This is a genomic window from Methylobacterium sp. V23 (assembly GCF_002917135.1).
Lineage (GTDB): Bacteria > Pseudomonadota > Alphaproteobacteria > Rhizobiales > Beijerinckiaceae > Methylobacterium.
In genome coordinates, this window is the sequence record NZ_PDHT01000032.1 from 1 (window position 1) to 26,238 (window position 26,238).

At 72.4% G+C, this 26,238-nt stretch carries 29 protein-coding genes; 22 read left to right on the forward strand and 7 right to left on the reverse strand.

What is annotated here, in order from left to right; all coding sequences use genetic code 11:
* The 6 genes from CRT23_RS22330 to CRT23_RS22355 all read left to right on the forward strand — a co-directional run.
* Window positions 1-995: FtsK/SpoIIIE domain-containing protein (locus tag CRT23_RS22330; RefSeq protein ID WP_280951999.1), on the forward strand; the 995-nt coding region annotated here is incomplete at its 5' end.
* 126 nt (window positions 996-1,121) lie between these two features.
* The gene (locus tag CRT23_RS22335) at window positions 1,122-2,072 is read left to right on the forward strand and encodes an outer-membrane lipoprotein carrier protein LolA (RefSeq protein WP_103711855.1); all 951 of its coding nucleotides are present in this window, start codon (window positions 1,122-1,124) and stop codon (window positions 2,070-2,072) included.
* A gap of 90 nt (window positions 2,073-2,162) precedes the next feature.
* A complete protein-coding gene (gene serS / locus CRT23_RS22340; RefSeq protein WP_103711856.1) occupies window positions 2,163-3,446 on the forward strand; it encodes a serine--tRNA ligase in 1,284 nt (427 codons plus the stop codon).
* Window positions 3,446-4,210 carry a 5'/3'-nucleotidase SurE gene (gene surE / locus CRT23_RS22345; protein WP_055950831.1) on the forward strand — a complete coding sequence of 255 codons (765 nt, stop codon included), beginning with the start codon at window positions 3,446-3,448 and terminating at the stop codon, window positions 4,208-4,210. Before serS ends, surE begins: the two co-directional genes overlap by 1 nt.
* Window positions 4,211-4,244: 34 nt before the next feature.
* Complete coding sequence (locus CRT23_RS22350; RefSeq protein ID WP_103711857.1) at window positions 4,245-4,901, forward strand: protein-L-isoaspartate O-methyltransferase; 657 nt, start codon at window positions 4,245-4,247, stop codon at window positions 4,899-4,901.
* A gap of 119 nt (window positions 4,902-5,020) precedes the next feature.
* The gene (locus CRT23_RS22355) at window positions 5,021-6,421 is read left to right on the forward strand and encodes a peptidoglycan DD-metalloendopeptidase family protein (RefSeq protein WP_103711858.1); all 1,401 of its coding nucleotides are present in this window, start codon (window positions 5,021-5,023) and stop codon (window positions 6,419-6,421) included.
* Window positions 6,422-6,504: 83 nt separating this feature from the next.
* On the opposite strand, the gene CRT23_RS22360 is transcribed toward CRT23_RS22355, so the two are convergent.
* On the reverse strand, window positions 6,505-7,647 hold the full coding sequence (locus CRT23_RS22360) for a polyamine ABC transporter substrate-binding protein (RefSeq protein WP_103711859.1): 1,143 nt from the start codon (window positions 7,645-7,647) through the stop codon (window positions 6,505-6,507).
* Entirely contained in the window at window positions 7,644-8,003 is a 360-nt protein-coding gene (locus tag CRT23_RS22365; protein WP_055950818.1) for a RidA family protein, read from the reverse strand. Before CRT23_RS22365 ends, CRT23_RS22360 begins: the two co-directional genes overlap by 4 nt.
* Window positions 8,004-8,326: 323 nt before the next feature.
* Between CRT23_RS22365 and CRT23_RS22370 the strand changes: the two genes are divergently transcribed.
* Window positions 8,327-8,593, forward strand: coding sequence for a GlsB/YeaQ/YmgE family stress response membrane protein (locus CRT23_RS22370; protein WP_055950814.1), 267 nt, complete (start codon window positions 8,327-8,329; stop codon window positions 8,591-8,593).
* 98 nt (window positions 8,594-8,691) lie between these two features.
* Here CRT23_RS22370 and CRT23_RS22375 read toward each other — a convergent pair whose 3' ends face one another.
* Window positions 8,692-8,910: a DUF2892 domain-containing protein gene (locus tag CRT23_RS22375; RefSeq protein ID WP_055950811.1), complete on the reverse strand. Its 219-nt coding sequence runs from the start codon at window positions 8,908-8,910 to the stop codon at window positions 8,692-8,694.
* Between the two features lie 238 nt (window positions 8,911-9,148).
* On the opposite strand from CRT23_RS22375, the gene CRT23_RS22380 reads away from it, so the two are divergent.
* Window positions 9,149-9,598 (forward strand): translation initiation factor 2, encoded by a 450-nt coding sequence (locus tag CRT23_RS22380; protein WP_245436487.1) that lies wholly within the window; start codon window positions 9,149-9,151, stop codon window positions 9,596-9,598.
* A gap of 128 nt (window positions 9,599-9,726) precedes the next feature.
* Here CRT23_RS22380 and CRT23_RS22385 read toward each other — a convergent pair whose 3' ends face one another.
* Window positions 9,727-10,611 carry a DUF3108 domain-containing protein gene (locus CRT23_RS22385; RefSeq protein ID WP_103711860.1) on the reverse strand — a complete coding sequence of 295 codons (885 nt, stop codon included), beginning with the start codon at window positions 10,609-10,611 and terminating at the stop codon, window positions 9,727-9,729.
* Window positions 10,612-10,841: 230 nt separating this feature from the next.
* Between CRT23_RS22385 and CRT23_RS22390 the strand changes: the two genes are divergently transcribed.
* From CRT23_RS22390 to phnE (CRT23_RS22415), 6 genes are all read left to right on the forward strand, one after another.
* A complete protein-coding gene (locus CRT23_RS22390) occupies window positions 10,842-11,507 on the forward strand; it encodes a DUF1045 domain-containing protein (RefSeq protein WP_103711861.1) in 666 nt (221 codons plus the stop codon).
* A 48-nt stretch (window positions 11,508-11,555) separates the two neighbouring features.
* Window positions 11,556-12,182, forward strand: a complete 627-nt coding sequence (locus CRT23_RS22395) for a DapH/DapD/GlmU-related protein (RefSeq protein WP_103711862.1) — start codon at window positions 11,556-11,558, stop codon at window positions 12,180-12,182.
* A 92-nt stretch (window positions 12,183-12,274) separates the two neighbouring features.
* Window positions 12,275-13,075 carry a phosphonate ABC transporter ATP-binding protein gene (phnC, locus tag CRT23_RS22400; RefSeq protein WP_055950797.1) on the forward strand — a complete coding sequence of 267 codons (801 nt, stop codon included), beginning with the start codon at window positions 12,275-12,277 and terminating at the stop codon, window positions 13,073-13,075.
* A gap of 104 nt (window positions 13,076-13,179) precedes the next feature.
* The gene (gene phnD / locus CRT23_RS22405) at window positions 13,180-14,106 is read left to right on the forward strand and encodes a phosphonate ABC transporter substrate-binding protein (protein WP_103711863.1); all 927 of its coding nucleotides are present in this window, start codon (window positions 13,180-13,182) and stop codon (window positions 14,104-14,106) included.
* A 63-nt stretch (window positions 14,107-14,169) separates the two neighbouring features.
* Complete coding sequence (phnE, locus tag CRT23_RS22410) at window positions 14,170-15,048, forward strand: phosphonate ABC transporter, permease protein PhnE (RefSeq protein WP_055950791.1); 879 nt, start codon at window positions 14,170-14,172, stop codon at window positions 15,046-15,048.
* Window positions 15,045-15,896, forward strand: a complete 852-nt coding sequence (gene phnE, locus CRT23_RS22415; RefSeq protein ID WP_103711864.1) for a phosphonate ABC transporter, permease protein PhnE — start codon at window positions 15,045-15,047, stop codon at window positions 15,894-15,896. The genes phnE (CRT23_RS22410) and phnE (CRT23_RS22415) overlap by 4 nt, the downstream gene beginning before the upstream one ends.
* 13 nt (window positions 15,897-15,909) lie before the next feature.
* On the opposite strand, the gene CRT23_RS22420 is transcribed toward phnE (CRT23_RS22415), so the two are convergent.
* From CRT23_RS22420 to phnF, 3 genes are all read right to left on the reverse strand, one after another.
* Entirely contained in the window at window positions 15,910-16,431 is a 522-nt protein-coding gene (locus tag CRT23_RS22420; protein ID WP_055950785.1) for a DUF1993 domain-containing protein, read from the reverse strand.
* A 79-nt stretch (window positions 16,432-16,510) separates the two neighbouring features.
* A complete protein-coding gene (locus tag CRT23_RS22425; RefSeq protein ID WP_103711865.1) occupies window positions 16,511-18,550 on the reverse strand; it encodes a YgiQ family radical SAM protein in 2,040 nt (679 codons plus the stop codon).
* Window positions 18,551-18,759: 209 nt separating this feature from the next.
* The gene (gene phnF / locus CRT23_RS22435; RefSeq protein WP_103711866.1) at window positions 18,760-19,506 is read right to left on the reverse strand and encodes a phosphonate metabolism transcriptional regulator PhnF; all 747 of its coding nucleotides are present in this window, start codon (window positions 19,504-19,506) and stop codon (window positions 18,760-18,762) included.
* Window positions 19,507-19,661: 155 nt separating this feature from the next.
* Between phnF and phnG the strand changes: the two genes are divergently transcribed.
* From phnG to phnN, 8 genes are read left to right on the forward strand one after another with little or no spacing between them, the layout of a single operon-like run.
* Entirely contained in the window at window positions 19,662-20,105 is a 444-nt protein-coding gene (phnG, locus tag CRT23_RS22440; RefSeq protein ID WP_103711867.1) for a phosphonate C-P lyase system protein PhnG, read from the forward strand.
* Window positions 20,105-20,791: a phosphonate C-P lyase system protein PhnH gene (phnH, locus tag CRT23_RS22445; RefSeq protein ID WP_103711868.1), complete on the forward strand. Its 687-nt coding sequence runs from the start codon at window positions 20,105-20,107 to the stop codon at window positions 20,789-20,791. Before phnG ends, phnH begins: the two co-directional genes overlap by 1 nt.
* Entirely contained in the window at window positions 20,776-21,903 is a 1,128-nt protein-coding gene (locus tag CRT23_RS22450) for a carbon-phosphorus lyase complex subunit PhnI (protein WP_055950776.1), read from the forward strand. The genes phnH and CRT23_RS22450 overlap by 16 nt, the downstream gene beginning before the upstream one ends.
* Entirely contained in the window at window positions 21,900-22,844 is a 945-nt protein-coding gene (locus tag CRT23_RS22455) for an alpha-D-ribose 1-methylphosphonate 5-phosphate C-P-lyase PhnJ (protein ID WP_103711869.1), read from the forward strand. The genes CRT23_RS22450 and CRT23_RS22455 overlap by 4 nt, the downstream gene beginning before the upstream one ends.
* Window positions 22,844-23,614 carry a phosphonate C-P lyase system protein PhnK gene (phnK, locus tag CRT23_RS22460; RefSeq protein ID WP_055950770.1) on the forward strand — a complete coding sequence of 257 codons (771 nt, stop codon included), beginning with the start codon at window positions 22,844-22,846 and terminating at the stop codon, window positions 23,612-23,614. The genes CRT23_RS22455 and phnK overlap by 1 nt, the downstream gene beginning before the upstream one ends.
* Entirely contained in the window at window positions 23,611-24,339 is a 729-nt protein-coding gene (gene phnL, locus CRT23_RS22465) for a phosphonate C-P lyase system protein PhnL (RefSeq protein ID WP_103711870.1), read from the forward strand. Before phnK ends, phnL begins: the two co-directional genes overlap by 4 nt.
* Window positions 24,340-24,398: 59 nt before the next feature.
* Complete coding sequence (locus CRT23_RS22470; protein ID WP_103711871.1) at window positions 24,399-25,577, forward strand: alpha-D-ribose 1-methylphosphonate 5-triphosphate diphosphatase; 1,179 nt, start codon at window positions 24,399-24,401, stop codon at window positions 25,575-25,577.
* Window positions 25,577-26,113 (forward strand): phosphonate metabolism protein/1,5-bisphosphokinase (PRPP-forming) PhnN, encoded by a 537-nt coding sequence (gene phnN, locus CRT23_RS22475; RefSeq protein WP_181017432.1) that lies wholly within the window; start codon window positions 25,577-25,579, stop codon window positions 26,111-26,113. The genes CRT23_RS22470 and phnN overlap by 1 nt, the downstream gene beginning before the upstream one ends.
* Window positions 26,114-26,238 lie beyond the last annotated feature (125 nt).

The window sequence follows — 26,238 nt, forward strand, 5'->3', positions numbered from 1 at the left end:
TCATCGCCCTCAAATGGGCCGTGCGCGAGATGGAGGAGCGCTACAAGAAGATGTCCAAGATCGCCGTGCGCAACATCGACGGCTACAACGCGCGCATGGCGGAGGCCCGGGCCAAGGGCGAGGTGATCACCCGCGAGGTCCATACCGGCTTCAATCGCGAGACCGGCCAGGCCGTCTACGAGAGGGAGGAGATGGACCTGTCGGCGCTGCCCTACATCGTGATCGTGGTCGACGAGATGGCCGACCTGATGATGGTGGCGGGCAAGGACATCGAGGGCGCGATCCAGCGCCTGGCGCAGATGGCGCGCGCGGCCGGCATCCACCTGATCATGGCGACCCAGCGTCCCTCGGTCGACGTGATCACGGGCACGATCAAGGCCAACTTCCCGACCCGGATCTCCTTCCAGGTGACGAGCAAGATCGACAGCCGCACGATCCTGGGCGAGATGGGCGCCGAGCAGCTGCTGGGCCAGGGCGACATGCTGTTCATGGCCGGCGGCGGGCGCACGACGCGCGTGCACGGGCCGTTCTGCTCCGACTCGGAGGTCGAGAGCGTGGTCGCCCACCTCAAGCGCCAGGGCCGGCCGTCCTACCTCGAGGCCGTCACGGCCGACGACGGCAGCGGCGACGAGAAGCCCGCCAAGGGCTCGAAGGCCGACAAGGCCGACCGGGCCGACCGGGCCGAGAAGGCCCAGGCCACCGAGATCGAGGACATCGACGCCCCGATCTTCGATGCGGGGGCCTATGCGGGCAGCGGCGGCATCGATCCCGGCGCCGAGCTCTACGACCAGGCGGTGCAGGTGGTGATGCGGGACCGCAAGGCCTCAACCTCCTACATCCAGCGCCGCCTGCAGATCGGCTACAACCGCGCCGCCTCCATCATGGAGCGGATGGAGATCGAGGGCATCGTCGGCCCGGCCAACCACGCCGGCAAGCGCGAGATCCTGATGGAGGGCGGCCACGCCGCCTCCGGCATGATGGACTACGACGACTGAGCCGGATGGCACGGGTGGGGCGGTTGCCGTCCCACCCGTCGCATATTCGCCACAGGGCGGGCTTCTAAGCGGGCACCACCCGCACTCGACCCGCACGCCTTCGCATCGCCTCAAGGGAGCGTCCCGATGATCGGCCGCCGTCACCGCCTCGCCGCCGGTCCGCTGCTCGTCCTGGCGGCCAGCCTCGCGCAGCCGCAGCCCGCCGCCGCCCAGGTCTCCTCGTTCCTCGACGGCCTGTTCGGCCGCAAGGAGCAGCCGGCCCCCGCGCCCGAGCCGGAGCCCGCCCCGGAGGCCGCGCCCCCGGCCGCCGCCCCGAAGAAGCCCGTCGCCCAGGCGCCGAAGACCACGAAGCCGTCCGCCAAGGCCGACGCGAAAGCCCCCAAGGGCGAGGCCAAAGGTGCGGACGGGAAGGCTGCCGACGGCAAGGCTGCGGATGGGAAGACTTCTGACGGGAAGGCCGCGAAGGTCGCGGCCGTGGGTGCGCCCGCCGCCGCCGCCGTCGCGGGCGAGGCCGACGACGCCACCGTGATCGCGCAGGCCAATGCCTACTTCAACGGCATGACCACGCTCACCGGCAACTTCGTCCAGGTCGGCCCGGACGGGCGCCGCATCGGCGGCAAGCTGACGCTCGCCAAGCCCGGTCGCCTGCGCTTCGACTACGACCAGCCCTCCCCCCTGGAGATCGTGGCCGACGGCACCTCGGTGGCGGTCAAGGACCGCAAGCTCGGCACCCAGGACCTCTACTTCATCTCGCAGACGCCCCTGAAATTCCTGCTCCGCGAAAAGATCGACCTCGCCCGCGACCTCTCCGTCACCGACGTGGCGAACGATCCGGGCGGCCTGCGGATCTCCCTGGAGGACCGCTCGACGCTGGGCGGCACCTCGCGGATCCAGCTGTTCTTCGACCCCGAGGTGAAGACCCTGAGCCAGTGGCGGATCACCGACCCGCAGGGCTACCAGACCACGGTGCAGCTCGCGAACCTGCAGAAGGGCCGCCCGGTCGAGGGCAGCCTGTTCTTCATCAATTACGGACGCAGCGAGGACAAGGCGGCCGAGCGCCAGATCCGCGCGCAGTAGCGCCGCGTCGGACGTCCGGGGCGGCGCCGCGCTTGTCCCGCCGGTGCCGAAGCGGCTAAGCGTCGGGCTCGCATCGTACGAGCCGAGCCCATGCACGACATCCGCGCCATCCGCGACAATCCGGACGCCTTCGACGAGGCCCTGCGCCGCCGCGGGCTGGCGCCGCTCGCCGCGGACCTCATCGCCCTGGACGACGCGCGCAAATCCGCGATCTCGGCCGCGCAAGCCAACCAGGAGCGCCGCAACGCGCTCGCCAAGGAGATCGGCGGCGCCAAGAAGGCCAAGGACGAGGCCAGGGCCCAGGACCTCATGGCCGAGGTCGCCCGCCTGAAGGACGAGGCCCCGGCCCTGGAGGCCGCCCAGGCCGAGGCGGGCAAGACCCTCGACGACCGTCTCGCCGCGATCCCGAATCGCCCGAACCCGGACGTGCCGGAGGGTGCCGACGAGCACGGCAACGTCGAATACCGGCGCTTCGAGGCCCACCGCCCGCAACTCGCCACCGGTAAACAGCACTTCGAACTCGGCGAAGCCTCCGGCCTGATGGATTTCGAGGCCGCCGCCCGGATGTCCGGGGCCCGCTTCGTGGTGCTCAAGGGCCAGCTCGCCCGCCTGGAGCGGGCGCTCGGGCAGTTCATGCTCGACCTGCACACCGGCGAGCACGGCTACACCGAGGTGGCGCCGCCGATCCTGGTGCGCGACGAGGCGATGTTCGGCACGGCGCAGCTGCCGAAGTTCCGGGACGACCAGTTCCAGTCCGGCGAGCACTGGCTCATCCCCACGGCGGAAGTCCCCCTCACCAACCTCGTGCGCGAGAGCATTCTTCGCGAAGAGGAGCTTCCCCTCCGCTTCACCGCCCTCACCCCGTGCTTCCGGGCGGAGGCCGGCTCGGCGGGCCGCGACACCCGCGGCATGCTGCGCCAGCACCAGTTCAACAAGGTCGAGCTCGTCTCGATCACCACGCCGGAGCAGTCGGCCACGGAGCACGAGCGCATGCTGGGCTCGGCCGAGGCCGTGCTGAAGAAGCTCGACCTGCCCTACCGGATCATGACGCTCTGCACCGGCGACATGGGCTTCGCCTCCCAGAAGACCTACGACATCGAGGTCTGGATGCCGGGCCAGGAGACCTTCCGCGAGATCTCGTCCTGCTCGGTCTGCGGCGACTTCCAGGCGCGGCGGATGAACGCGCGCGTCCGCGCCCGGGATGGCAAGGCGGTGAATTTCGTCCACACCCTCAACGGGTCCGGCGTGGCCGTGGGCCGCGCGCTCATCGCCGTCATGGAAAACTACCAGAACCCGGATGGCAGCGTCACGGTGCCGTCGGTGCTGAAGGCCTATATGGGCGGGATCGAGCGGATCGAGGGGTTCAAGAGCTGATGCGCATTCTCGTCACCAACGACGACGGCATCCACGCGCCGGGGCTCGAGACCCTGGAGGGGATCGCCCGGGCCATCTCGGACGACGTCTGGGTGGTGGCGCCGGAGACCGACCAGTCCGGCGTCTCGCACTCCCTCTCGCTGAACGACCCCCTGCGCCTGCGCCAGGTCGCCGAGAAGCGCTTCGCCGTGAAGGGCACGCCGTCCGACTGCGTGATCATGGGCGTGCGCCACATCCTCAAGGAGCACGGTCCCGACCTGGTGCTCTCGGGGGTCAACCGCGGCCAGAACGTCGCCGAGGACGTGACCTACTCGGGCACCATCGCGGCGGCCATGGAGGGGACGATCCTCAACGTGCGCTCCATCGCGCTGAGCCAGGCCTACGGGGCCGGCGGGCGCGGCGCCATCAAGTGGCACTGCGCCGCCGAGCACGGGCCCGGGGTGGTCCGCAAGATCCTCGACATCGGCATCGAGCCCGGCATCGTCGTCAACGTGAACTTCCCCGACTGCGAGCCCGAGGAGGTCCTGGGCACGGCGGTGACGGCCCAGGGGTTCCGCAACCAGGCCCTGCTCCAGATCGATGCGCGCCAGGACGGGCGCGGCAATCCCTATTTCTGGCTCGCCTTCGCCAAGGCCACCTTCCAGCCCGGCCACGGCACCGACCTCAAGGCCATCGCGGAGAAGCGCATCTCGGTCACGCCCCTGCGCCTCGACCTCACCGACGAGCCGAGCCTGACCCGCTTCGCGCAGGGCTTCGCGCCGTAGGGCCGGTCACCGCGGAACCGATCGAGGTCCAGCCATGATGCACGAGGGCTCGATCGAGGATGCCGCCTTCGTCATGGCCCTGCGGGGCCGCGGCGTGCGCGACACCGACACCCTGCGGGCGATGGAGCGGGTGCCGCGCGAGCGCTTCGCCCCGGCCCGGCACCGCGACCTCGCCCGGCGCGACCTCGCCCTGCCGCTGGCCTGCGGCCAGACCATGACGGCCCCGACCACGGTGGCGGCGATGCTGAAGGCGCTGGCCCTGCGCCCGGGCGCCCGCATCCTCGAGATCGGCACCGGCTCGGGCTACGTCACCGCCCTGCTGCTGCGCCTCGGGGCGGCCCATGTTCACAGCGTCGAGCGCTACGCCACCCTGGCGGACGAGGCCCGCGACAACCTCGTGCCGGAGGACCGGCCGCTCGCCGAGATCGCCGTCGGGGACGGGCTGCACCCGGCGACCCTGCGGGGGGCGGAGCCCTTCGACCGCATCCTCCTCAACGGCACGGTGTCGGCGATTCCGGATCACCTCGGCGACCTGCTCGGCCCCGGCGGCCGCCTCGTCGCCCCGGTCGGCCGGCCCGAGGCGGCGGGCCTCGTGACCTGGACGCGGGGGCCGGACGGCACCCTGGACGCGCGCCCCGGCGCGGCCGTCCGGCTGGCGCCGCTCACCCCGGGGCGCGCCCGCGTCCTGTAGAGCGAAAGGTTCCCGCGAGAGCCCGGCGCCGGCGCAAACGTGGTGAATCGGAACGGTTGCTTAACCTGAATCGGGTTTGAATGACGTCATCAAGTTGCGTCAGGCAAACAGGTGCGTCGATGCGGGTTCGCGGGACTGGTCGAGGGTTGAGGACGCTGTCGCGTTTCGCGCTCATCGGCGTGATTGGAGGCGGTGTGGCCGCCTGTTCTTCGGATGCGTCCCGATTGGGCGATCCCTTCGGCAATCCATTTGCCTCGAACCTGTCGAGCGAGCCCGCCGCGACGGGCAGCCTGCCCGACGGCGAGATCGCCCCGGCACCGGTGGTGCGCACCAGCCGCATCCAGTCCCAGGCCCTCGGGGCTCCGGGCGCGGCCACCTCGGCGGCGGCCATGTCGCCCCGCCCGATGGCGGCGGCCCCCGTCCCGGCCCGGCCCCAGACCACCCGCCTCGCCTCCACCGAGCCGGTCTCGGGCGGCATGACGGCCTCCGCGGTCTCGGGCATGAACCCCGATGCGGCCCGCATGAGCACCCGCGCGGTGCCCGCCGCGCCGGCCCCGAAGATGATCGACCGGGCCGCCGAGAAGCGGGCCGCCGACGCCCGCCGCGAGGCGGAGGCCCGCGAGGCCGCCGAGGCCAAGGTGGAGGCCAAGCGCCAGGCCGAGGCCGCCAAGCTCGCCGAAGCCCGCAAGGTCGTGGAAGCCGCCAAGGCGAACGAGACCAAGGCTGTCGAGGCCCGCAAGGCCTCGGAGAAGGCGGCCAACGCCGCCAAGCTCGCCGAGACCAAGGCCGCCGACGCCCGCAAGGCCCATCTCCGTCCCGGCCAGGCCGTCGCCAAGGCCGAGGACAAGGCGGTCCGCAAGATCGAGATCAAGGAAGCCAAGGCCGAGGTGAAGGCCGAGGCGAAGGTGGACGCCGCCAAGGACGCGGCCAGGAAGGCCGAGGCGGCCCGCAAGACGGCCGAGGCCGAGGCGGCCAAGCTGGCCAAGGCCGACGCCGCCAAGGAGGCGGCCCGCAAGGTCGCCGAGGCGAAGGCCGCGGAGGCCGCCGCCAAGGAAGCCAGCAAGGAAGCCAGCAAGGCGCCCGTGAAGGTCGCCGCGGTCGAGGCCCCCAAGGCCGAGCCCGCCAGCACCGGGTCCGTCGCGGCCGCCGCGGAGCAGTCGTTCCGCTGGCCCGCCAAGGGCCGGGTGATCTCGGGCTACGGCACCTCCGGCAACGAGGGCATCAACATCTCGGTGCCCGAGGGCACCGCGGTGAAGGCGGCCGAGGACGGCACCGTGGCCTATGCGGGCTCCGACGTGAAGGGCTACGGCAAGCTCGTCCTGGTGCGCCACTCCAACGGCTACGTCTCGGCCTATGCCCATAACGGCGAGCTCGACGTCCGCCCCGGCGAGAAGGTGAAGCGCGGCCAGACCATCGCGAAGTCCGGCGCCTCCGGCAACGTGACCTCGCCCCAGCTCCACTTCGAGATCCGCAAGGGCGCGACCCCGGTCGACCCGATGCCCCACCTCGCCAGCAACTGACCCTGCGGTCGGAAGCCCGCGATCCCGAAACGGCGGCCCCTCGGGGCCGCCGTTCTCGTTCGGGGGGGCGGTCGGCGACGGCCTCAGCGGCCGGTGCGCACCCGGGTCCAGCTCCGGGTGACGAAGCGCTGGGTGCGGTCGTCCCAGGCGGTGTTGCTGGCCAGGCGCTGCATCGTCGCCTCGTCCGGGTAGATGCCCGGATTGGCCAGGATCTCGGGCTTGATGAACTTCCGGGCCGCGGCGTTGCCGCTGGCGTAGGAGACGAAGTTGGTGTTGGCCGCCGCCACCTCGGGCCGCATCATGTAGTCGAGGAACTGGTGGGCCTCGGCGGGATGGGGGGCGTCCTTCGGGATCGCGAAGGCGTCGAACCACATCAGCGCGCCCTCGCGGGGAATGACGTAGCCGATCTCGACCCCGTTCTTGGCCTCCTCGGCCCGCTTGCGGGCCTGCATGATGTCGCCGGAATAGCCGACCGCCAGGCAGAGGTCGCCGTTGGCGAGCCCGTTGATGTATTCCGAGGAGTGGAACTTGCGCACCGAGCCGCGGACCTTGAACAGGGCGTCGGTGACCTGGGTGATGTCGTCCCAGCGCTTGGAATCCGGCTTGAAGCCGTAGAACGGCAGCAGGCTCGGGATCAGGTCCTCGGGGGAATCGAGCAGCATCACCCCGCAATCCTTGAGCTTGGCCATCAGGCCCGGATTGAGGACGAGGCTCCAGGTGTTGAGGGGCTGGCTCGCCCCCAGGCGCTCGCGCACCTGGGCCAGGTTCACGCCGATGCCGGTGGTGCCCCACATGTAGTCCACGGCGTAGGTGTTGCCGGGGTCGTAGGTGGCGAGCCGCGCCGCGATCTCGGGCCAGGCATGGACCAGGTTGAAGATCCGGGCCTTGTCGAGGGGCTGGAACACGCCCGCCCGGATCAGCCGCTGCAGGAACGGCCCGGAGGGCGCCACCACGTCGTAGCCCGAGCGCCCGGCCAGCAGCTTGGTCTCGAGGATCTCGTTGTTGTCGTAGGTGTCGTACACGACCTTGATGCCGGTCTCCCGGGTGAAGGCCTCGAGCATCTTCGGGTCGATGTAGTCCGACCAGTTGTAGATGTTGACCACGCGCTCGCCCTGCGGCGCGGGCGTCTCGGCCCGCGCCCCGGGCAGGCCGAGCGCCAGGGCGGCGAACGCCCCGGCGACCAGCCCCCCGGACAGGAGCGCGCGGCGGCTGCCGGCTCGGATCATGCCTGTCCTTTCGCAGCCACCACCACGATCTCGACGCGGTATTCGGGGGCGGCGAGCTTGGCCTCCACGGTGGCGCGGGCCGGCGGGTTGTCCTGGGGCACCCAGGCGTCCCACGCGGCGTTCATCTCGGAGAACGTGGCGATGTCGGCCAGGTAGATGGTGGCGGTGAGGATGCGGCTCTTGTCGGTGCCGGCCGCCGCCAGCAGGCGGTCGATCTCGCCCAGGATCTCCTGGGTCTGTGCGGTGACGCCGGCGCCCACCACCGTGCCGGCCACCTGGCCCGCGAGGAAGACCATGTCGCCGTAGGTGACGGCCTGGCTCATGCGGGGACCGGATTCGAAGCGCTGGATCGTCATGGCGGGGATACGTGCCTCTCGCGTGTCGGCCGCGGGATGCCTCGAGGCACCCCTGGGATGCCCCCTTGGCATCCCGGCTCGGGGCAAGCGTTGTGCCGCGTCGGGGACCCGAACGTAAAGGCCCCCCGGCGCCCGGCGCACGCGGCGATCCGGCCGCGCCGGATCGGCTTCGCCGGCGCCGCGACAAAGTCGCTGCGTGCAGCGCAACCCATCCCACCGGTGCGGCGTTCTCACCCCATGCGCTAAGGCCAAGGCTAGAAAGCCGGTCGCTACCGCCAGTGACGTCCGACCCAGAGGGTTCGGCCAAGTTCGAGGATCAGCTCATGGGTATCATCTGGACCATCATCATCGGCTTTCTGGCCGGTGTCATCGCCAAGTTCATCATGCCGGGCAGCAACGAGCCGGGCGGCTTCATCCTGACCACGATCCTCGGCATCGTCGGCGCCTTCGTCGCCACGTTCCTCGGCCAGGCGCTCGGCTGGTACGGTCCGAACCAGGGTGCGGGCCTGATCGGCGCCGTCGTCGGCGCGATCGTCGTGCTGGCGATCTACGGCTTCATCCAGGGCCGTCGCTCGACCACCTCCCTGTAAAATCCACGCCACGCCTGCGCTCACAGCGCAGGCGCAACGGTGAAAGGGGCGCCTCAGCGAGGCGCCCCTTTTTCGTGTCCGGTTGGGCGCGAGGCCGGTCAGGCCTCGGTCACGGCCTTGACGGCGCAGTGACCGGTGGCGCCGCGGATGGCGAGGCCAGCGCCGACCACCAGGGCCGCGAGGCTGAGCCACTTGTTCGGGCGCGGCTGCGCGGCCGCCGCGGCGATGCCGAGGCCGAGCACCACCGAGACGGCGCGCTCCGTGGTGGTGAGGTTCGGGGTGCCGCTGAAGATATCTTGGATCATCGCGTTGGCCATGCGGGCGTCTCCTGTGCTGCGTCGCGGGGCGAACGCGGCGGGGGAACGGGCGTTCCACCGCGCGGGTGTGGCGCGGCACCGGGCCGCCGACCGCGCCGGCCGCCCCGCCGGGATCCGGCGCGCGATCCCTGTGTATATCGGAAGTTGTGATCGGGGCGGGATCTTGTTCCTGCGTGCAGAGGGCGTGAAACCGGCTGGGCCGTCACAGAATACGGCTCGGGGGGACGACATGAGCACCATGAGCACCAGGATCACGGGCACGCGGACACTCACCGCCGCGATGCTGATCGCGGTGAGCGTCGGGGCTTGCGGCAGCATCACGCGCGGCACGACGGAGAAGATGGCCTTTCTCACGGAGCCCTCCGGCGCGACGATGACGAGCACCAAGGGCTATGCCTGCCCGGCGACCCCGTGCTCCCTCGAGGTGGATCGCTCGGACGCGTTCGACGTGACCTTCGCCAAGCCCGGCTTTCAGCCCGCGCTCATCCCGGTCCGCACCCAGGTGGTGGGTGCGGGCGCTGCCGGGATGGCGGGCAACGTGCTCGCCGGCGGGGTGATCGGCATCGGCGTCGATGCCTATACGGGGGCGGCCCTGGACCATACCCCGAACCCGGTCAGTGCCGTGCTGGTGCCGGAGGCCCGGCCGGGGGCCCCGCACGCCCGCCGTCGCCGCGCCCCCGACGCCTAGGCGGTGGTCGCGCGACCGTCCGAGGCGAGAAGACAGGCAAGCAGAGCCGGGCCGGCGTCAGGTTCTCGACGCGTCCGCGACCCGCGCGATCCCGATGGCCGCGACGGCGGGAAACCGTTGCCGCGCCCCTAGTGGGCATTGGGCAGGCGCACCGTCACGCCGGCCTTCGCCGCCGGGGCTTCCGGGCCGGGCGGCGCCCCGCCCCAGCGGGTGGCCTCGATGCGCACCGTGCCCCATCCGGTGGCGACCGTGATCGACAGCGGCAGCAGCAGCGTCCCGTCGAGGATCGGGGCGAAGCGCACCTGCATGTCGTCGTTGGCGGCCATGCGGCGGACGTTGCTCCCGCCGGAGCGGTGGCCTGAGATCGGCACCCAGCGCACCCGGCAGTCGAGGGCGGGGCCGCGATAGGCGCCCTCCGTCACCGTCGCGAGGCGGCCCCGCGACAGCACGAGGTCGGCCCGGCTCGCCCCGTCGAAGACCGGGATGCGCCGGTCGCACAGGGCGACGTCCAGGGGGGCGGCCCCGAGGGGAATCGTCAGCATGGTCAGGGGGTCGACCACGCCGACCTTGTCCTCCGGCGCCACCGGGACCCGGTCCTCGCGCGGGGTCGGGGGCGGCGCGACGCTGGCGCTGCGCACGCGCCCGCCGGCAAGGTCGAGGGCCACAGCGATCGGCTTGCCGCCGTAGCGGCTGTCGATCCGGAAGGTGGCGGTCACCGCGCCGGCCCGGGTCGCCGATCCGGCGACGGTGGCCTTGCCGGCCCCGTCGAAGAAGACGCCGGCGAGGCCGCGCAGGCCCGCCTCGAGCTCCAGGGCGTAGCGCTCGCCCGACCGCTCGACCGCGAGGCTCGCCTCGCCCGCCGGCAGGTTCAGGAAGCTCAGGCCGTAGGCCGCCGTGAAGCGGGCCGCGGGTGCCTCCCCCGCGGCCTGCGCGCCGGCCCCCAGCACGGCGGTCGCCAGGGACAGGGCGATCAGGGCCCGGATCTGTCTGTGCCTGCGAGCGGACACGGCCATCGCCTCATCGCGCCCCGAACGGCGCTCAAGCTGTCATATCGGCGTCGGAAGCCCGTAGTATGCGCGCTTCGGCACCTCGCGCGCAGGCTCAACCCCGCGCGACTCACCCATCCCCTCGCGTGCCGCCAGAACACGCGCCCTTGCCGGACACGCTCCCCTTGCCGGACAAGACTGCCTTGCCGGACACGCCCCCCTTGCCGGACACGCCCCCCTTGCCGGACACGACTGCGTTGGATCGACCCGCCCGATACGCCCTCTACTTCACGCCCGCCCCCGGCTCGGCCCTGGCCGCCTTCGGTGACGCGATCCTGGGTTCCGGCCCGGCGCCCGGCCCGGAGGCGCTCCGGGCGATCCTGGCCGCCCACACCGCCGAGCCGCGCACCTACGGGTTCCACGCCACCCTGAAGGCGCCGATGCGCCTCGCCCCCGGCGCCACCGAGGCCGATCTCCTGGCGGCGGCCGAGGCCCTAGCGGCGCACCGGAGCCCCCTGCCCGTCGGCCCCCTGCGGGTCACCGCCCTCGGGGCCTTCGCCGCCCTGGTGCCGGAAGCGCCCCCGGCCGCCCTCGGCCTCCTGGCCGCCGAGTGCGTCGCGGCCCTCGATCCCCTGCGCGCGCCCCTCACCGAGGCCGAGCGGGCCCGCCGCCGCCCCGAGCGTCTCGATCCCCGCGGCCGGGCGCTGCTGGAGCGCTGGGGCTACCCGCACGTCTTCGAGGCCTTCCGCTTCCACATGACGCTCACCGGCCCCCTCGGGCCGGAGGACGGGGCGACCGCCCTGCCCCTCCTGGCCGCGGCGGCCGCGGGCCTGCCCGACCTGGCGGTCGATGCGGTGAGCGTGGTGGTCCAGGACGGCGCGGCGCCGTTCCGCCTGCTGCGCCGCCTCCCCTTCTCCGCCTGACATCCCTTCTCCGCCCGACATTCCTTGCCCGCCCGACAGGATCCCGCGATGGCCTCCGATCGCCTCGGCCTCGAACCGGCCGTCCACCCGACCGCCCAGACCTCGGGGGGCCGCCTCGGCCGCTACACCGAGGTCGGTGCGCGCACCCGCCTCCGCGAGACCAGCCTCGACGATTACTCGTACATCGTCGAGGACGGGCAGGCGGACGACACCACCATCGGCAAGTTCTGCTCCATCGCCTCCCACGTGCGGATCAACCCCGGCAACCACCCGATGGAGCGGGCCTCGCAATCCCACATCACCTACCGGGCCAGCGCCTACTGGCCGGGGGAAGCGGACGAGGCGGCCTTCTTCGCCCGGCGCCGGGCCCTGCCGGTCAGCATCGGCCACGACGTCTGGATCGGGCACGGCGCCGTCATCCTGCCCGGGCGCCGCATCGGCACCGGGGCGGTGGTGGGCGCGGGCACCATCCTGACCCGCGACGTGGCGCCCTACACGATCGTGGTCGGCAATCCGGGCCGGGTGGTGCGCCGCCGGTTCCCGGAGGCGATCGCCGAGCGCCTGCAGGCGCTGGCCTGGTGGGACTGGGACCATGCGCGCCTGCGCCGGGCCCTGCCGGATTTCCGTGCCCTGTCGATCGACGCGTTCCTGGAGCGCTACGAAGCAGAGGCATAAGAGTTCCGGCTATCGGTTAGCCGAACAACTGTCATGATGCTGTCGTGCCCCGCGGGTTTACCGGCGCTCATCGTGAAGCGCCGGGTACCCGCATGCTGATCCTCGAAGATCTGACGCGCCGTTACGGCGACCGCCGTGCCGTGGAGCGCGTCTCCCTCGCCATCCCCCGCGGCCGCTTCGTGGGCGTGATCGGGCGCTCGGGCGCCGGCAAGTCGACCCTGCTGCGGATGATCAACCGCCTGGCCGAGCCGACGGGTGGCCGCATCCTGTTCGACGGCCTCGACGTCACGGCCCTGCGCGGCCGCGAGCTGCGGCGCTGGCGGACGCGCTGCGCCATGATCTTCCAGCAGTTCCACCTCGTCGGCCGCCTCGACGTGCTGAGCAACGTGCTGATGGGCCGGCTCTCCGAGGTGCCCCGGCACCGCGCGCTGCTCAAGCTCTGGTCCGAGCGCGAGCGCGCCCTGGCCCTGGCCGCCCTCGACGGGTTCGGCATGGGCGACTTCGCCGGGCACCGGGCCGACCAGCTCTCCGGCGGCCAGCAGCAGCGCGTCGCCATCGCGCGGGCGATGATGCAGGCCCCCGACCTGATCCTCGCCGACGAGCCCGTGGCCTCCCTCGATCCGCGCAACACCCGCATTGTCATGGACGCCCTGGCCGAGGCCAACCGGCGCCACGGCATCACGGTCCTGTGCAACCTGCATTCCCTGGATCTGGCCCGCCGCTACTGCGACCGCCTCGTCGGCCTCGCCGACGGCCGCCTCGTGTTCGACGGCGCCCCCGCCGACCTCACCGAGGCGGTGGCCCGCCAGCTCTACGGGCTGGAGGCCGGTGAGGTCCTCGATGCCCCCGAGCCGGTGCGGCCCCCGACCTATCCCGCCGCCCTGGTTGCCTGATCCGCCGGCTCGATCCTCCGCCCTGATCCTTCGCCCCGATCCTTCGCCCTGATCTTTCGGCCCGATCCTGCGGCCCGATTTCCCACCCCCACCGGGAGTTTCCCATGCTGACCCGTCGATCCCTCGCCGGCGCCGTCGCGCTCGCCCTCCTCGCCCTCCCGGCCGCGGCCCAGGACTGGAAGGCCGCCTATCCGGCCCTGACCCTGGCGGTGATCCCGGCCGAGAACGCATCGGGCACCACCGATCGCTACGCGCCGATGACCGCCTACCTGTCGAAGGCCCTCGGCGTTCCGGTGACGCTGCGCATCGCCAACGACTACGCCGCCGTGATCGAGAGCCAGCGGGCCGGCAACGCCCAGCTCGCCTTCTACGGCCCCGCCTCCTTCGCCCGCGCGGTGATGACCGGGGTCAAGGTCGAGCCCATCGTCAACCAGCGCCACGACACCGGCGCCTCGGGCTACTACTCGGTGATCTACGTGCGCGCCGACAGCCCGTACAAGACGATCGAGGACCTGAAGGGCAAGAACCTTGCCCTGGTCGACCCGAACTCCACCTCCGGCAACCAGGCGCCGCGCTACTTCCTGCACAAGGCCGGCCACCCGGTCGACACCTACTTCGGCAAGACCGTCTATGCCGGCAGCCACGAGAACGCCGTCCTGGCCCTGGTGCAGGGCACCGTGGACGCGGCGGCCAACCTCTACAACACCGACACCGACACCATGGTCACCCGCATGGCCGCCAAGGGCATGCTGAAGAAGCCCGACGGGACGCCCCTGACGCAGGCGGATTTCCGGGTGGTGTTCAAGTCCGACTTCCTGCCCGAGGGGCCCTTCGCCATGCTGGCGAGCCTGCCCGACGCCCTCAAGGCGAAGATCCGCGAGGCCCTGGTGGCGATGCCCACGGCCGACAAGGCGGCCTTCGACCGGCTCTCGGACGGCAAGGATCTGGGCCTCACCCCCGTGACTCTGAAGGACTACCAGCCGATCATCGACATGCTGAAGTTCAACGACGACCAGCGCCGCAAATCTTGATCCCGCCCCTCCTGACCTGCCCCGTCCCGGGACGCGGGCGCGCGGGCGTGCCGGTGACGACCGATGCCTGAGCGGATCACGCCCCTGCCTCCGGACCGGGCCGCCGCCCTGGCGGGGGCCTACGAGGCCGCCATCGCCGCGACCCGGCGCCGGACCTGGGCCGGCCTCGCCGGGCTCGTGGTCCTCACCGGCCTCGCCGCCTGGGCCGCGGAGGTGCGCCCCTGGGTGCTGGCGACCCATCTCGGCCGCTTCACCGACTACATCGTCCAGATCCTGCCGCCCCTGACCCTGGCGAACCTGCCGGGGGACCTGGCGGACTGGTACTGGGGCGGGCCGAAATGGCTCGGGCTCCTGGGCGAGACCCTGCTGATGGCCTATCTCGGCACCCTCCTGGGGGGCATCGGCGGCTTCCTCCTGTGCTTCTCCGCCGCCGCCAACGTGGCGGGCAGCCGGACGGCCTGCATCCTCGTGCGGCGCGGGCTGGAGGTCTGCCGCACCGTGCCGGAGATCGTGTTCGCGCTGATCTTCGTCATCGCCTTCGGCCTGGGGCCGATGGTGGGCGTGCTGGCCCTGGCGATCCACACCACGGGGGCGCTGGGCAAGCTGTTCGCCGAGGTGGTCGAGAACATCGACATGAAGCCGGTGGAGAGCCTCACCGCCGCCGGGGCCGGGCGGATCGAGATCCTGCGCTTCGCCGTGCTGCCGCAGGTGCTGTCGAACTTCGCCTCCTACGGGCTGCTGCGCTTCGAGATCAACGTGCGCGGCGCCGGCGTGATGGGCTTCGTCGGGGCCGGCGGCATCGGGCAGGAGCTCCTCGTGGCCATCCGGAACTTCTACTACGCCGACGTCAGCGCCATCCTGGTCCTGATCATCCTCACCGTGATGGCGATCGACCTCGGCACCGAGCGCCTGCGCCACGGGCTGCTCGGAGGCCTGCGATGACCGGCCCCGACCTCGGCCCGGCCGAGATCGCCGCCCTGCGCCGGCGCTTTCCCGACAGCTTCCGGCCGGCCTGGCGGGGGCGCCTCCTGGGGGGGCTCGCCCTCGCCGGCCTCCTCGCCCTGGCGGGCTACGCCCTGGTCCGCCTCGACGTCTCCCCGGCGCGCCTCCTCGCCGGCCTCGGCCGCCTCGGCGAGTTCAGCCTGCTGATGCTGCCGCCGGAGACCGGCGGCCGGGCCTGGGCCTTCCTGCAGGCGCTGGCCGAGACTCTCGGCATCGCCTTCATCGGCACGCTGACGGCCGCGCTCCTGGCCTTCCCGGTGGCGTTCCTCGCCGCCCGCAACGTCGTGCCGAACCCCTTCGTGCACTTCGCCGTCCGGCGCGGCCTCGACGTGATGCGCTCCGTCGACGTGCTGATCTGGGCCCTGATCTGGATCAACGTCGTCGGGCTCGGCCCCTTCGCCGGGGCCCTCGCCATCGCGTGCGCGGATGTCGGAGCGCTCGGCAAGCTGTTCTCCGAGGCGGTGGAGACCGCCGACGCCAAGGCCGGCGAGGGCGTCGCCTCCTCCGGCGGCACCGCGCTGCACCGCGTCCGCTTCGGCCTGATCCCGGCGGTGCTGCCGGTGCTCGGCAGCCAGGTGCTGTACTTCTTCGAATCGAACACCCGCTCGGCCACCATCATCGGCATCGTCGGCGCGGGCGGCATCGGCCAGTATCTCAGCGAGCTGATCCGCGTTCTCGAACTGCGCCAGGTCGCCTTCCTGATCCTGATGATCCTGGTCACGGTGGCCCTCATCGACGCCGTTTCGGGGCGCCTGCGCCGGGCCCTGATCGGCGGGGCCGCGCGCTAGGGCGCCGGCGCGGCTACTTCGCCGCGTGGAGGGTCGGCGGGCCGAGATGCTGGAGGTAGTCGACCTTGCCGAGGCCGACGCCGGCGCTGCGCAGGATTCCGTAGGCCGTGGTGACGTGGAAGAAGAAGTTCGGAAGCGCGAAGCCGGTGAGGTAGGCCTGGCCGCTGAAGCGGTATCCCATGCCGTTCGGGAATTTCAGCTCCACCGTGCGCTCCGCGCCCGCGGCCAGGGCGGCCGGATCGACGCCCTCGACGAAGGCGATCGTCCGGGCGCAGCGGGCCTGGAGTTCGGCGAAGGTCGCCTCGACGTCGGGCATCGCCGGCGCCTCGATCCCGGCGAGCCGGGCCACCGCGTTCTTCGCGCTGTCGGACGCCATCTGGTACTGGGCCGGCAGCGGCTTCATGTCCGGCGCCAGCCTCCGGCCGATCAGCGCGGCCTCCGGCTGCTCCGAGGCCGCCTTGTCGAGCCACGCGCTCATGGCGCGCAGGGCGTTGACGAAGACCGGGACGCTGACGTCGTGGAGGGGGATGCTCATCCGGCCTGCGTAAGGCCCCCGTCCCCGAAGCGGGGTGAGACGGCGCACATGGCGCGCGGCCGTCATCGGCCCGGGGCGGTCACTTGCGCAGCGGCACGCCCTTCGTGGTGAAGCGCGGTGCCCCCGGATGGCGCGCAGGGTGCGGCTGGCCGCGCCCCTTGCCCGCCGCAGGGCCGGTTCCGGAGGGCTGCGAGACCGGAATCAGCTGGTCCGGCCGCGGCCCGATGAGATCCGCCCGGCCCATCGCCCGCAGCGCCTCGCGCAGCAGCGGCCAGTTCTCGGGGTCGTGATAGCGCAGGAACGCCTTGTGCAGCCGGCGCTGCCGCATCCCCTTGATCGCGTCGACCGGCTCGCTGCCGCCGCGCCGCACGCCCTGCAGCGGGTTGATCTCGGTGTGGTACATGGTCGTGGCGGTCGCCATGGGCGAGGGCAGGAACGTCTGGACCTGGTCGGCCCGGTAGTCGTTCTTCTTCAGCCACAGGGCGAGGTTCAGCATGTCCGCGTCGGTCGTGCCCGGATGCGCCGCGATGAAGTACGGGATCAGGTAGTACTTCTTGCCGGCCTTCTGGGCGGCGGCGTCGAACATCTCCTTGAAGCGGTCGTAGGTGCCGATGCCCGGCTTCATCATCAGGTCGAGGGGCCCGCGCTCGGTGTGCTCGGGGGCGATCTTGAGGCGGCCGCCGACGTGGTGGGTCACCAGCTCCTCGACGTATTCGGGGCTTCGGACCGCGAGGTCGTAGCGCACGCCGGAGGCGACCATCACCTTCTTGACGCCCTTCACCTCGCGGACCTTGCGATAGAGCCGGATCAGGTCGTCGTGCGAGGTGTTCAGGTTCGGGCAGATGTCGGGGAAGACGCAGGAGGGCAGCCGGCAGGCCGCCTCGATCTTCGGGTCCTTGCAGGCCATCCGGTACATGTTGGCCGTGGGCCCACCCACGTCGGAGATCACGCCCGTGAAGCCCGGGGTCTTGTCGCGGATGTGCTCGATCTCGCGCAGGATCGAGCCTTCCGAGCGGTTCTGGATGACGCGGCCCTCGTGCTCGGTAATGGAGCAGAAGGTGCAGCCGCCGAAGCAGCCGCGCATGATCGTCACCGAGAACTTGATCATGTCCCAGGCGGGGATCTTCGCGTCGCCGTAGGACGGATGGGGGGCGCGGGCGTAGGGCAGATCGTAGACCGCATCCATCTCCGCGCTGGAGAGCGGGATCGGCGGCGGGTTCAGCCACAGGTCGCGGTCGCCGTGGCGCTGGACCAGGGGACGCGCGTTGCCGGGGTTGGCCTCCCGGTGCAGCACACGGCTTGCGCGGGCATAGGCCTCCTTGTCGTCCTTGACCTCGTCGTAGGCGGGGAGCCGGATCACGGTCTCGCCGGGACGGCGGCTCGCGGCCTCGTCGGCCGAATCGAGGTCGTCGGCGGGCAGTTCGGTGTAGCCCTCGGGCACGCGGCGGAACAGGGCGACGCCCCGGACCGAATGGAGATCCTGCGGCACCTCGCCGGCCGCGAGGCGGTTGGCCACCTCGACCACGGCGCGCTCGGCATTGCCGTAGAGGAGCAGGTCGGCCTTCGCATCCGCCAGGATCGAGCGGCGCACCTTGTCGGACCAGTAATCGTAGTGGGCGATGCGGCGCAGGGAGGCCTCGATGCCGCCGAGGATGATCGGCACGTCCTTGTAGGCCTCGCGGCAGCGCTGCGTGTAGACGATGGTGCAGCGGTCCGGCCGGGCGCCGCCTTCGCCGCCGGCCGTATAGGCGTCGTCGCTGCGCAGGCGCCGGTCCGCCGTGTAGCGGTTCACCATCGAATCGAGATTGCCGCCGGTGACGCCGAAGAACAGCGTCGGCCGGCCCAGCGCCTTGAACGGCTCCGCCGATTGCCAGTCGGGCTGCGCGATGATGCCGACCCGGAAGCCCTGCGCCTCGAGCAGCCGGCCGATGATGGCCATGCCGAAGCTCGGATGATCCACGTAGGCGTCACCCGTCACCAGGACGATGTCGCAGGCGTCCCACCCGAGCGCGTCCATCTCGGCGCGACTCATGGGCAGGAACGGCGCCGCCGTCCTGTTCAGCGGCGGCGTGCAGGCGAGGGGAGCCACGGATCGACTCACGGAAGCTTGGAGGTCCATGGGGCCCGTGCATAGACCGACCGGGCCGCGAGCTCAACGAAGCGCGCGGGGACCGGATGCCGCGACAGCATCCGGGCGGCGGCGAGGGGCTGTCCGTCCGCCTTGCCGCTTCCCTTGCCCTCCGCCTTGCCGCGTCCCTTGCCGCCTCCCTTGCCGCGTCCCGCGCCCGCCCCTTGCCGCCGGCGCCTCGCCCGCCCCGGCGGGGGGCCTCACTCCACCACCAGCTCCACCCGGTCGGCGGCGAAGAGGCTGCGGGTGGCCTGGATGCGTGTGCCGGCGCCGTCCACGTTCACGCTCGACAGGGCGATCAGGGTGCGGCCGGGGGCGATGTCCAGGCGCTCCGCCTCCTCGGGGCTGGCCGGGCGGGCGCCGATCCGGGTCGAGAGCCGGGTGTAGTCGGCCACGCCGAAGCCCGCATAGGCGCGGGTGAGCGAGCCGCTGGCGGCGTAGGCGGCGTCGAAGCCGGCGAAGCGCGGCAGGGGCAGGCAGGTCCGGGCCGTCGAGATCGGGGCGCCGTCGGCCCGGTGCACGGTGAGGAGTTCGAGGATCGGCGCGCCCGGGGCGATCCCGAGGGCCTCGGCCCAGTCGGCATCCGCCGGGACGGTGGCGGCCGTGATCAGGTCGCCCCAGGCCTCGCGCCCGGTGCGCGAGACGATCTCGGAGAAGCGGGTGCGCGGGCCGATCGGGTAGGCAATCGGCCCCTGCTCCACGAAGCTGCCCCGGCCCTGCGTGGTCCGCACCAGCCCGCCCTCGGCCAGCACGCCGAGCGCCCGGCGCACCGTGTGCCGGTTCACGCCGAAGCGCGCTGCCAGGGCCGATTCGGCCGGCAGCTGCGCCCCGGCGGCCGGGGTCCCGCTGCGGATCTCGCCTGCCAGAGTGTCCGCGATCTGCCGCCAGGCGGCGAGGCCGCCCCCGCGCTGGAGCGCCGTCACGCGGGTGTCGCCCGCCTCGGTCATGGATGTCTCGCGTGGGTGGCCTGCATCACGTCCTCGATAGCCTTTGGATAGCCCTTCGATAGCCCTTGCGCCCGCCCATCCACTTGTCTATACATATAGACAGGTTTGGAGACCGATCGATGCCGAGCGCCAGCCAAACACCACCTGAGCCCGGGATGCCAGACCTCGCCGCGCGCCGGCAGGCGATGGCGTGGGCCGGTGCGGCGACCGCCGACGAATTGCGGGACGCCCTGGCGCAGGCCGGCGCCCTCCCGGAGGCGGAGGACCTGCGGGCCCCCGAGACGGGCCTGGTCATGGTTCGCGGCCGGATCGGCGGCGACGGCCGGGCCTTCAATGCCGGCGAGGCCACGGTGACCCGGGCGGCGGTGCGCCTGCCCGGCGGCGAGACCGGCTTCGCCTATCACCTCGGCCGCGACCGGGCCCGCGCCCGCCTCGCCGCCATCCTGGATGCCCACTGGCAGCGCCCGGAGGCGCGCCCGGTCCTCGCGGCGGCCCTGGCCGAGATCGCCGGCCGCCGGGCGGACGCGGCGCAGCAGGCCGCCCGCAAGGCAGCGGCCACCCGGGTGACCTTCTTCACCCTGGCGCGGGGAGAGGATTGATGGCGCCCACGCTCGCCCACGGCTTCGCCGACCCCGTCCACGCGGGCCAGGCCGTGTTCCGCGCTGCCATGGAGGCCCTGAGCCGGCCCGGCCGGATCCGCCCCCTGGTCACCGCCCTGGTGCCCCCCGCCCCCCTCACCCCCGAACTCACGGCCCTGGCCCTGGCGCTCACCGACGCCGACACGCCGGTCTGGCTCGATGCACCCCTGCGGGCGGACCCGGCGGTCGCCGGCTTCCTGCGCTTCCACACCGGGGCGCCCCTCGTCGCGAACCCCGGACAGGCGGCCTTCGCGCTGATCGCCGATCCGGCCCGCTGCCCGCCCTTCACGGATTTCGCGCCGGGCACCCCCGCCTACCCGGATGCCTCCGCCACGCTGATCCTGGCCGTCGACACCCTCTCGGACGCGGATGGGGGGGACTTCGCGGGACAGGCTTGCGCGAGACAGGTTTTCGCCGGGCCTGGCATCCGCGGCACGGCGCCGTTCGCCGCCGGGCCCCTGCCCGCCGACTGGACCGCGCGCTGGGCCGCGAACCATGCGGGCTTCCCGCTCGGGATCGATTGTCTCTTCGTGGCGCCGGGCCGCCTGGCCGGGCTGCCCCGCTCGGCCCGGCCCGTCGACGCTGAAACCGTGCCGGGGTCGGACGGGTCTGGGGGTTCGGAGGCACTGCCATGTACGTCGCGGTAAAGGGCGGCGAGGCCGCCATCGACAACGCCCACCGGCTCCTGGCCGAGGTCCGGCGCGGCGACCCGGCCGTGCCCGAGCTCACCGTGGCGCAGATCCGCGAGCAGATGCGCCTCCTCGTCGACCGGGTGATGACCGAGGGCTCCCTCTACGACCCGGACCTCGCCGCCCTCGCCCTGAAGCAGGCCCGGGGGGACGTGGTCGAGGCGGTGTTCCTGGTGCGGGCCTACCGCACCACCCTGCCGCGCTTCGGCGCCACCGAGCCGGTCGACACCGGCGCGATGACGCTGGCGCGGCGCATCTCCGCCACCTTCAAGGACCTGCCCGGCGGACAGGTGCTCGGCCCGACCTTCGACTACACCCACCGCCTCGTGGATTTCGGCCTGGCCGACGCAGGCTCCCCCGACCCCGCCGCCGAGGCCGAGCCGGAGGCCGATGCCGCCGCCTGCCCGCGGGTCACCGATCTCCTGGGCCAGGCCGGCCTGCTCGAACCCTCCCCCCCGGACGAAGGCGCCCCCGTCGGCGACCTCACCCGCGAGCCGGTGGACTACCCGGCCGACCGCGCGGTGCGGCTCCAGGGGCTGGCCCGGGGCGACGAGGGCTTCCTCCTGGCCCTCGGCTACTCGACCCAGCGCGGCTACGGCCGCACCCATCCCTTCGTCGGCGAGATCCGGGTCGGGGCGGTGGAGCTCGCCTTCACGCCGGAGGAACTGGGCTTTCCCGTCAGCCTCGGCACGGTCGCGCTGACCGAGTGCCAGATGATCAACCAGTTCCACGGCCACGGCGCGGTGCCGCCGCAATTCACCCGGGGCTACGGCCTCGTCTTCGGCCAGGGCGAGCGCAAGGCCATGGCGATGGCGCTGGTCGACCGCTCGCTCCGGGCCGCCGAACTCGGCGAGCCCGTGGCGGTGCCGGCCCAGGACCAGGAATTCGTCCTCGCCCATTGCGACAGCCTGCAGGCGACCGGCTTCGTCGAGCACATGAAGCTGCCGCACTACGTCGACTTCCAGGCCGAGCTCGAACTGGTGCGGCGCCTGCGGGCTGAGCACGCCGCCCGGGCGGCCGCGCCGGCGCCCGCTTCCGACGAATCCCCCCTACGGGAGGCCGCCGAATGAACCCGCCAAATCCTGCCGTCGCCCGCGCGACCGTCACCGTCTCGGCCGGCGCCGGCTACAACTTCGCCTATCTCGACGAGGGCACGAAGCGGATGATCCGCCGGGCCATCCTCAAGGCCATCGCGATCCCGGGCTACCAGGTGCCCTTCGCCGCCCGCGAGATGCCGATGCCCTACGGCTGGGGCACCGGCGGGGTGCAGGTCACCGCCGCGATCCTCGGCGCCGCCGACGTGCTCAAGGTGATCGACCAGGGGGCGGACGACACCACCAACGCGGTCTCGATCCGGCGCTTCTTCACCGCCACCGCCGGAATCGCCACCACGACGCGGACGGCCGAGGCCACGGTGATCCAGACCCGCCACCGCATCCCGGAGGCGCCGCTCGCCGACGGGCAGGTCCTCGTCTACCAGGTGCCGATCCCCGAGCCCCTGCGCTTCCTCGAACCGCGCGAGACCGAGACGCGCCAGCTCCACGCGCTGGCCGAGTACGGCCTGATGCACGTCAAGCTCTACGAGGACATCGCCCGGCACGGCCACATCGCCACCACCTACGCCTACCCGGTAGAAGTGGCCGGCCGCTACGTGATGGACCCCTCCCCGACCCCGAAATTCGACAACCCCAAGATGGACGACTGCCCCGCCCTCCAGCTCTTCGGGGCCGGCCGCGAGAAGCGCATCTACGCGATCCCACCCTACACCCGGGTGCGCAGCCTCGACTTCGAGGACCATCCCTTCCGGGTCCAGCGCTTCGATCGCCCCTGCGCCCTCTGCGGCGCCGAGGACGTCTACCTCGACGAGGTCGTCCTCGACGATGCCGGCGGCCGGATGTTCGTCTGCTCGGACACCGACCATTGCGAAACCCGCCTTGCCGAGCCCCGTCTTGCCGAAACCCGCCTTGGCGAGACCCGCCTTGCCGACGGCCACACCGGGGAGGCCGCGTGATGGAACCGCTCCTGAGCGTCGCGGGCCTGACCAAGCGCTACGGCGGCCGCCTCGCCTGCGACGGCATCGGCTTCACCCTCGACCCCGGCGAGGTCCTGGCGGTGGTCGGCGAATCGGGCTCCGGCAAGTCGACCCTGCTCTCGCTCATCGCCGGCGAGGTCGCGGCCGATGCGGGGTCGGTCGCCTACCGCATGCGCGACGGGGCCACGCGCGACCTCGACACCCTGAGCCTGGTCGAGCGGCGCGCGCTGATGCGCACCGACTGGGGGTTCGTGCGCCAGGACGCGACCCAGGGCCTGCGCATGGCGGTCTCGGCCGGAGGCAATGTCGGCGAGCGCCTGATGGGGGTCGGCGACCGCCATTACGGCCGCATCCGCGCCACCGCCCTCGACTGGCTCGCCCGCGTCGAGATCGCCGCGGACCGGATCGACGACCCGCCCACCCGGTTCTCCGGCGGCATGCGCCAGCGCCTGCAGATCGCCCGCAACCTCGTCACCGCGCCCCGCCTCGTGCTGATGGACGAGCCGACCTCGGGCCTCGACGTCTCGGTCCAGGCCCGGCTCCTCGACATGATCCGGGGCCTGGTGGCCGAGCTCGGCCTCGCGGTCATCATCGTCACCCACGACCTCGCCGTGGCGCGCCTGCTCTCGCACCGCGTCCTCGTGATGCGGGCCGGCCGGGTGATCGAGACCGGCCTGACCGACCAGGTCCTCGACGACCCGCAGGCCGCCTATACCCAGCTCCTCGTCTCCTCGGTGCTCGCCGCATGACGCCCGCTCCCACCCCGTCTTCTCTCCCCCTCCTCGTCTTCGAAGACGTGGCCAAGAGCTTCACCCTGCACCTGCGCGGCGGGGCCGTGCTGCCGGTGATCGCCGGCGCCATCCTGGCGGTCCACCCGGGCGAGTGCGTCGTGCTCGGCGGGGCCTCCGGCGCGGGCAAGTCCTCCCTGCTGAAGATGGCCTACGGCAACTACCGCTGCGCCGCCGGGGCGATCCGGGTCCGCGACGGGGACCGCAGCGTCGACCTCGCCACGGCCGCGCCGCGGGAGATCCTGGGGCTGCGCCGCACCACCCTCGCCTACGTCTCGCAGTTTCTGCGGGTCATCCCCCGGGTCGGCGCCCGCGCCGTGGTGGAGGCCGCCGGGATCGAGGGCGGCCTCGCCCCCGCGGCGGCCCGGACCCGGGCGGCCGACCTGCTGGCCCGGCTCAACCTGCCCGAGCGCCTGTGGGCGCTCCCGCCCGCCACCTTCTCGGGGGGCGAGCAGCAGCGGGTGAACATCGCCCGGGGCCTCATCGCCGACCGGCCGATCCTGCTCATGGACGAGCCCACCGCCTCCCTCGACGCGCAGAACCGCGCCGTGGTGGTGGACCTCATCGCCGAGAAGCGGGCCGCCGGCACCGCCATCCTCGGCATCTTCCACGATGCGGACGTGCGCCAGGCGGTGGCGACGCGCATCGTCGACGTCTCGGCCTTTCACGGAGCGCTGGCGGCATGACACCGGATCGGGAACAGGCGAGCATGCGGAACCAGGCCAGCGTACGGGATCAGGCAAGCATGCGGGACCAGGCAAGCCTGCAAGATCAGGCAAGCCGCACGGATCGGGTCGAGATCCTCGAGAACGCGCGCCTGGTCCTGCCCGACCGGGTCGAGGATGGCTGGCTCGCCGTGGTCGACGGGCGCATCGCCGAGATCGGCACCGGGCGTGCCCCCGGGCGCGGCCTCGACTGCGCCGGCGACATCCTCATCCCGGGCCTCGTCGAGCTCCACACCGACCACCTGGAGAGCCACTACGCCCCGCGCCCCGGCGTGCGCTGGCATCCCCTCGGGGCGGTGCTGGCCTACGACGCGCAGATCGCGGCGTCCGGCATCACCACGGTGTTCGATTCGCTGCGCGCCGGCACCGATCCGGACGGCAGCGGCCTCGGCACCGAGCTGGAGCTGCTCGCCGCCGCCCTGGCGGAGGCGCAGGAGGCCGGCCTGTTCCGGGCCGAGCACCGCACCCACCTGCGCTGCGAGATTCCCTCCCCCGACGTGGTCGAGACCGTGCGCGCCTTCGCCGGGCGCTACGCCATCGGCCTGCTGTCGCTGATGGACCACACGCCGGGCCAGCGCCAGTTCCGTGACGTCGACAAGTACTACGTGTATGCCGGGCGCGGCGGCCGCTCCCTGGAGGAGATAAAGCGCAGCACCGCCCGCAAGATGCGCGACGGCCATGCCCTCAACGCCGTGAACCGGCCCGCCCTGGTGGCACTCGCCCACGCCCACGGCATCCCTCTGGCCAGCCACGACGACACCACCCTGGCGGACGTCGCGCTCTCGCGGGAGGAATCCGTGGTGCTCGCCGAATTCCCCACCACCCTGGAGGCGGCCGAGGCCTCGCACGCGGCCGGCATCACCGTGATGATGGGGGCGCCCAACCTGATCCGGGGCGGCTCGCATTCCGGCAACGTCGCGGCTCACACCCTGGCGGAGGCCGGGACCCTCAGCATCCTGTCCTCGGACTACGTGCCGGCGAGCCTGCTGATGGCGGCTTTCGGCTTGCCCGAGCGCGTCCCCGGCATCACCCTGCCAGAGGCCCTTGCCACCGTGACGGCCAACCCTGCCCGCGCCACCGGCCTGACCGATCGCGGACGGCTCGCGCCGGGCCTGCGCGCCGATCTCGTCCGCGTCCGCCTCGCCCGGGGCGTGCCGGTGGTACGCCAGGTCTGGCGCGCCGGCGAGCGGGTGGTGTGATGCCGGGCGGCTTCGTTCTCGTGGTCGGCCCGAGCGGCGCCGGGAAGGATACCCTGCTGCGGCTCGCGCGCGATACGCTCGGCCCGGACCCGCGCTTCGTCTTCCCACGTCGCCTCGTCACCCGGGCTCCCTCGGCCCACGAGGACAATGTCGCCCTCACGGAGGAGGCCTTTACCGCGGGCGCCGCCGCTGGCGCCTTCGCCCTGCATTGGCGGGCGCACGGTCTCGGCTACGCGATTCCCGGCGAGACCCGGGACCAGGCGCAGGCGGGACGGGTGGTGATCTGCAACGTTTCCCGGCGCATCGTGGCGCAGGCTCGCGAGACCCTGCCGCATGTCGGCGTCGTCGCCATCACGGCGGCTCCCGCGGTGCTCGCCCAACGCCTCGCCGCCCGCGCCCGGCCCGAGGATGGCGACCTGCGCACCCGCCTCGACCGCGTCGTCCCAATTGCCGCCGAGTACACGATCTGGAACGATCGCGATCCGGACAGCGCCGCCGCCGTGTTGGTCGCGCACCTACGGGAGCGAGCGGCCTGAGCCTCGGCCGATCGCAGCTTCAGTCTTGCTCTCAAAACGAAGAAGAGCGCGGCCCTGACGCGACCGCGCTCTTCTTCGTTTTGATCGGTTCGGCCGAGCGCTGACGCACCCGGCCGGAACTGGTC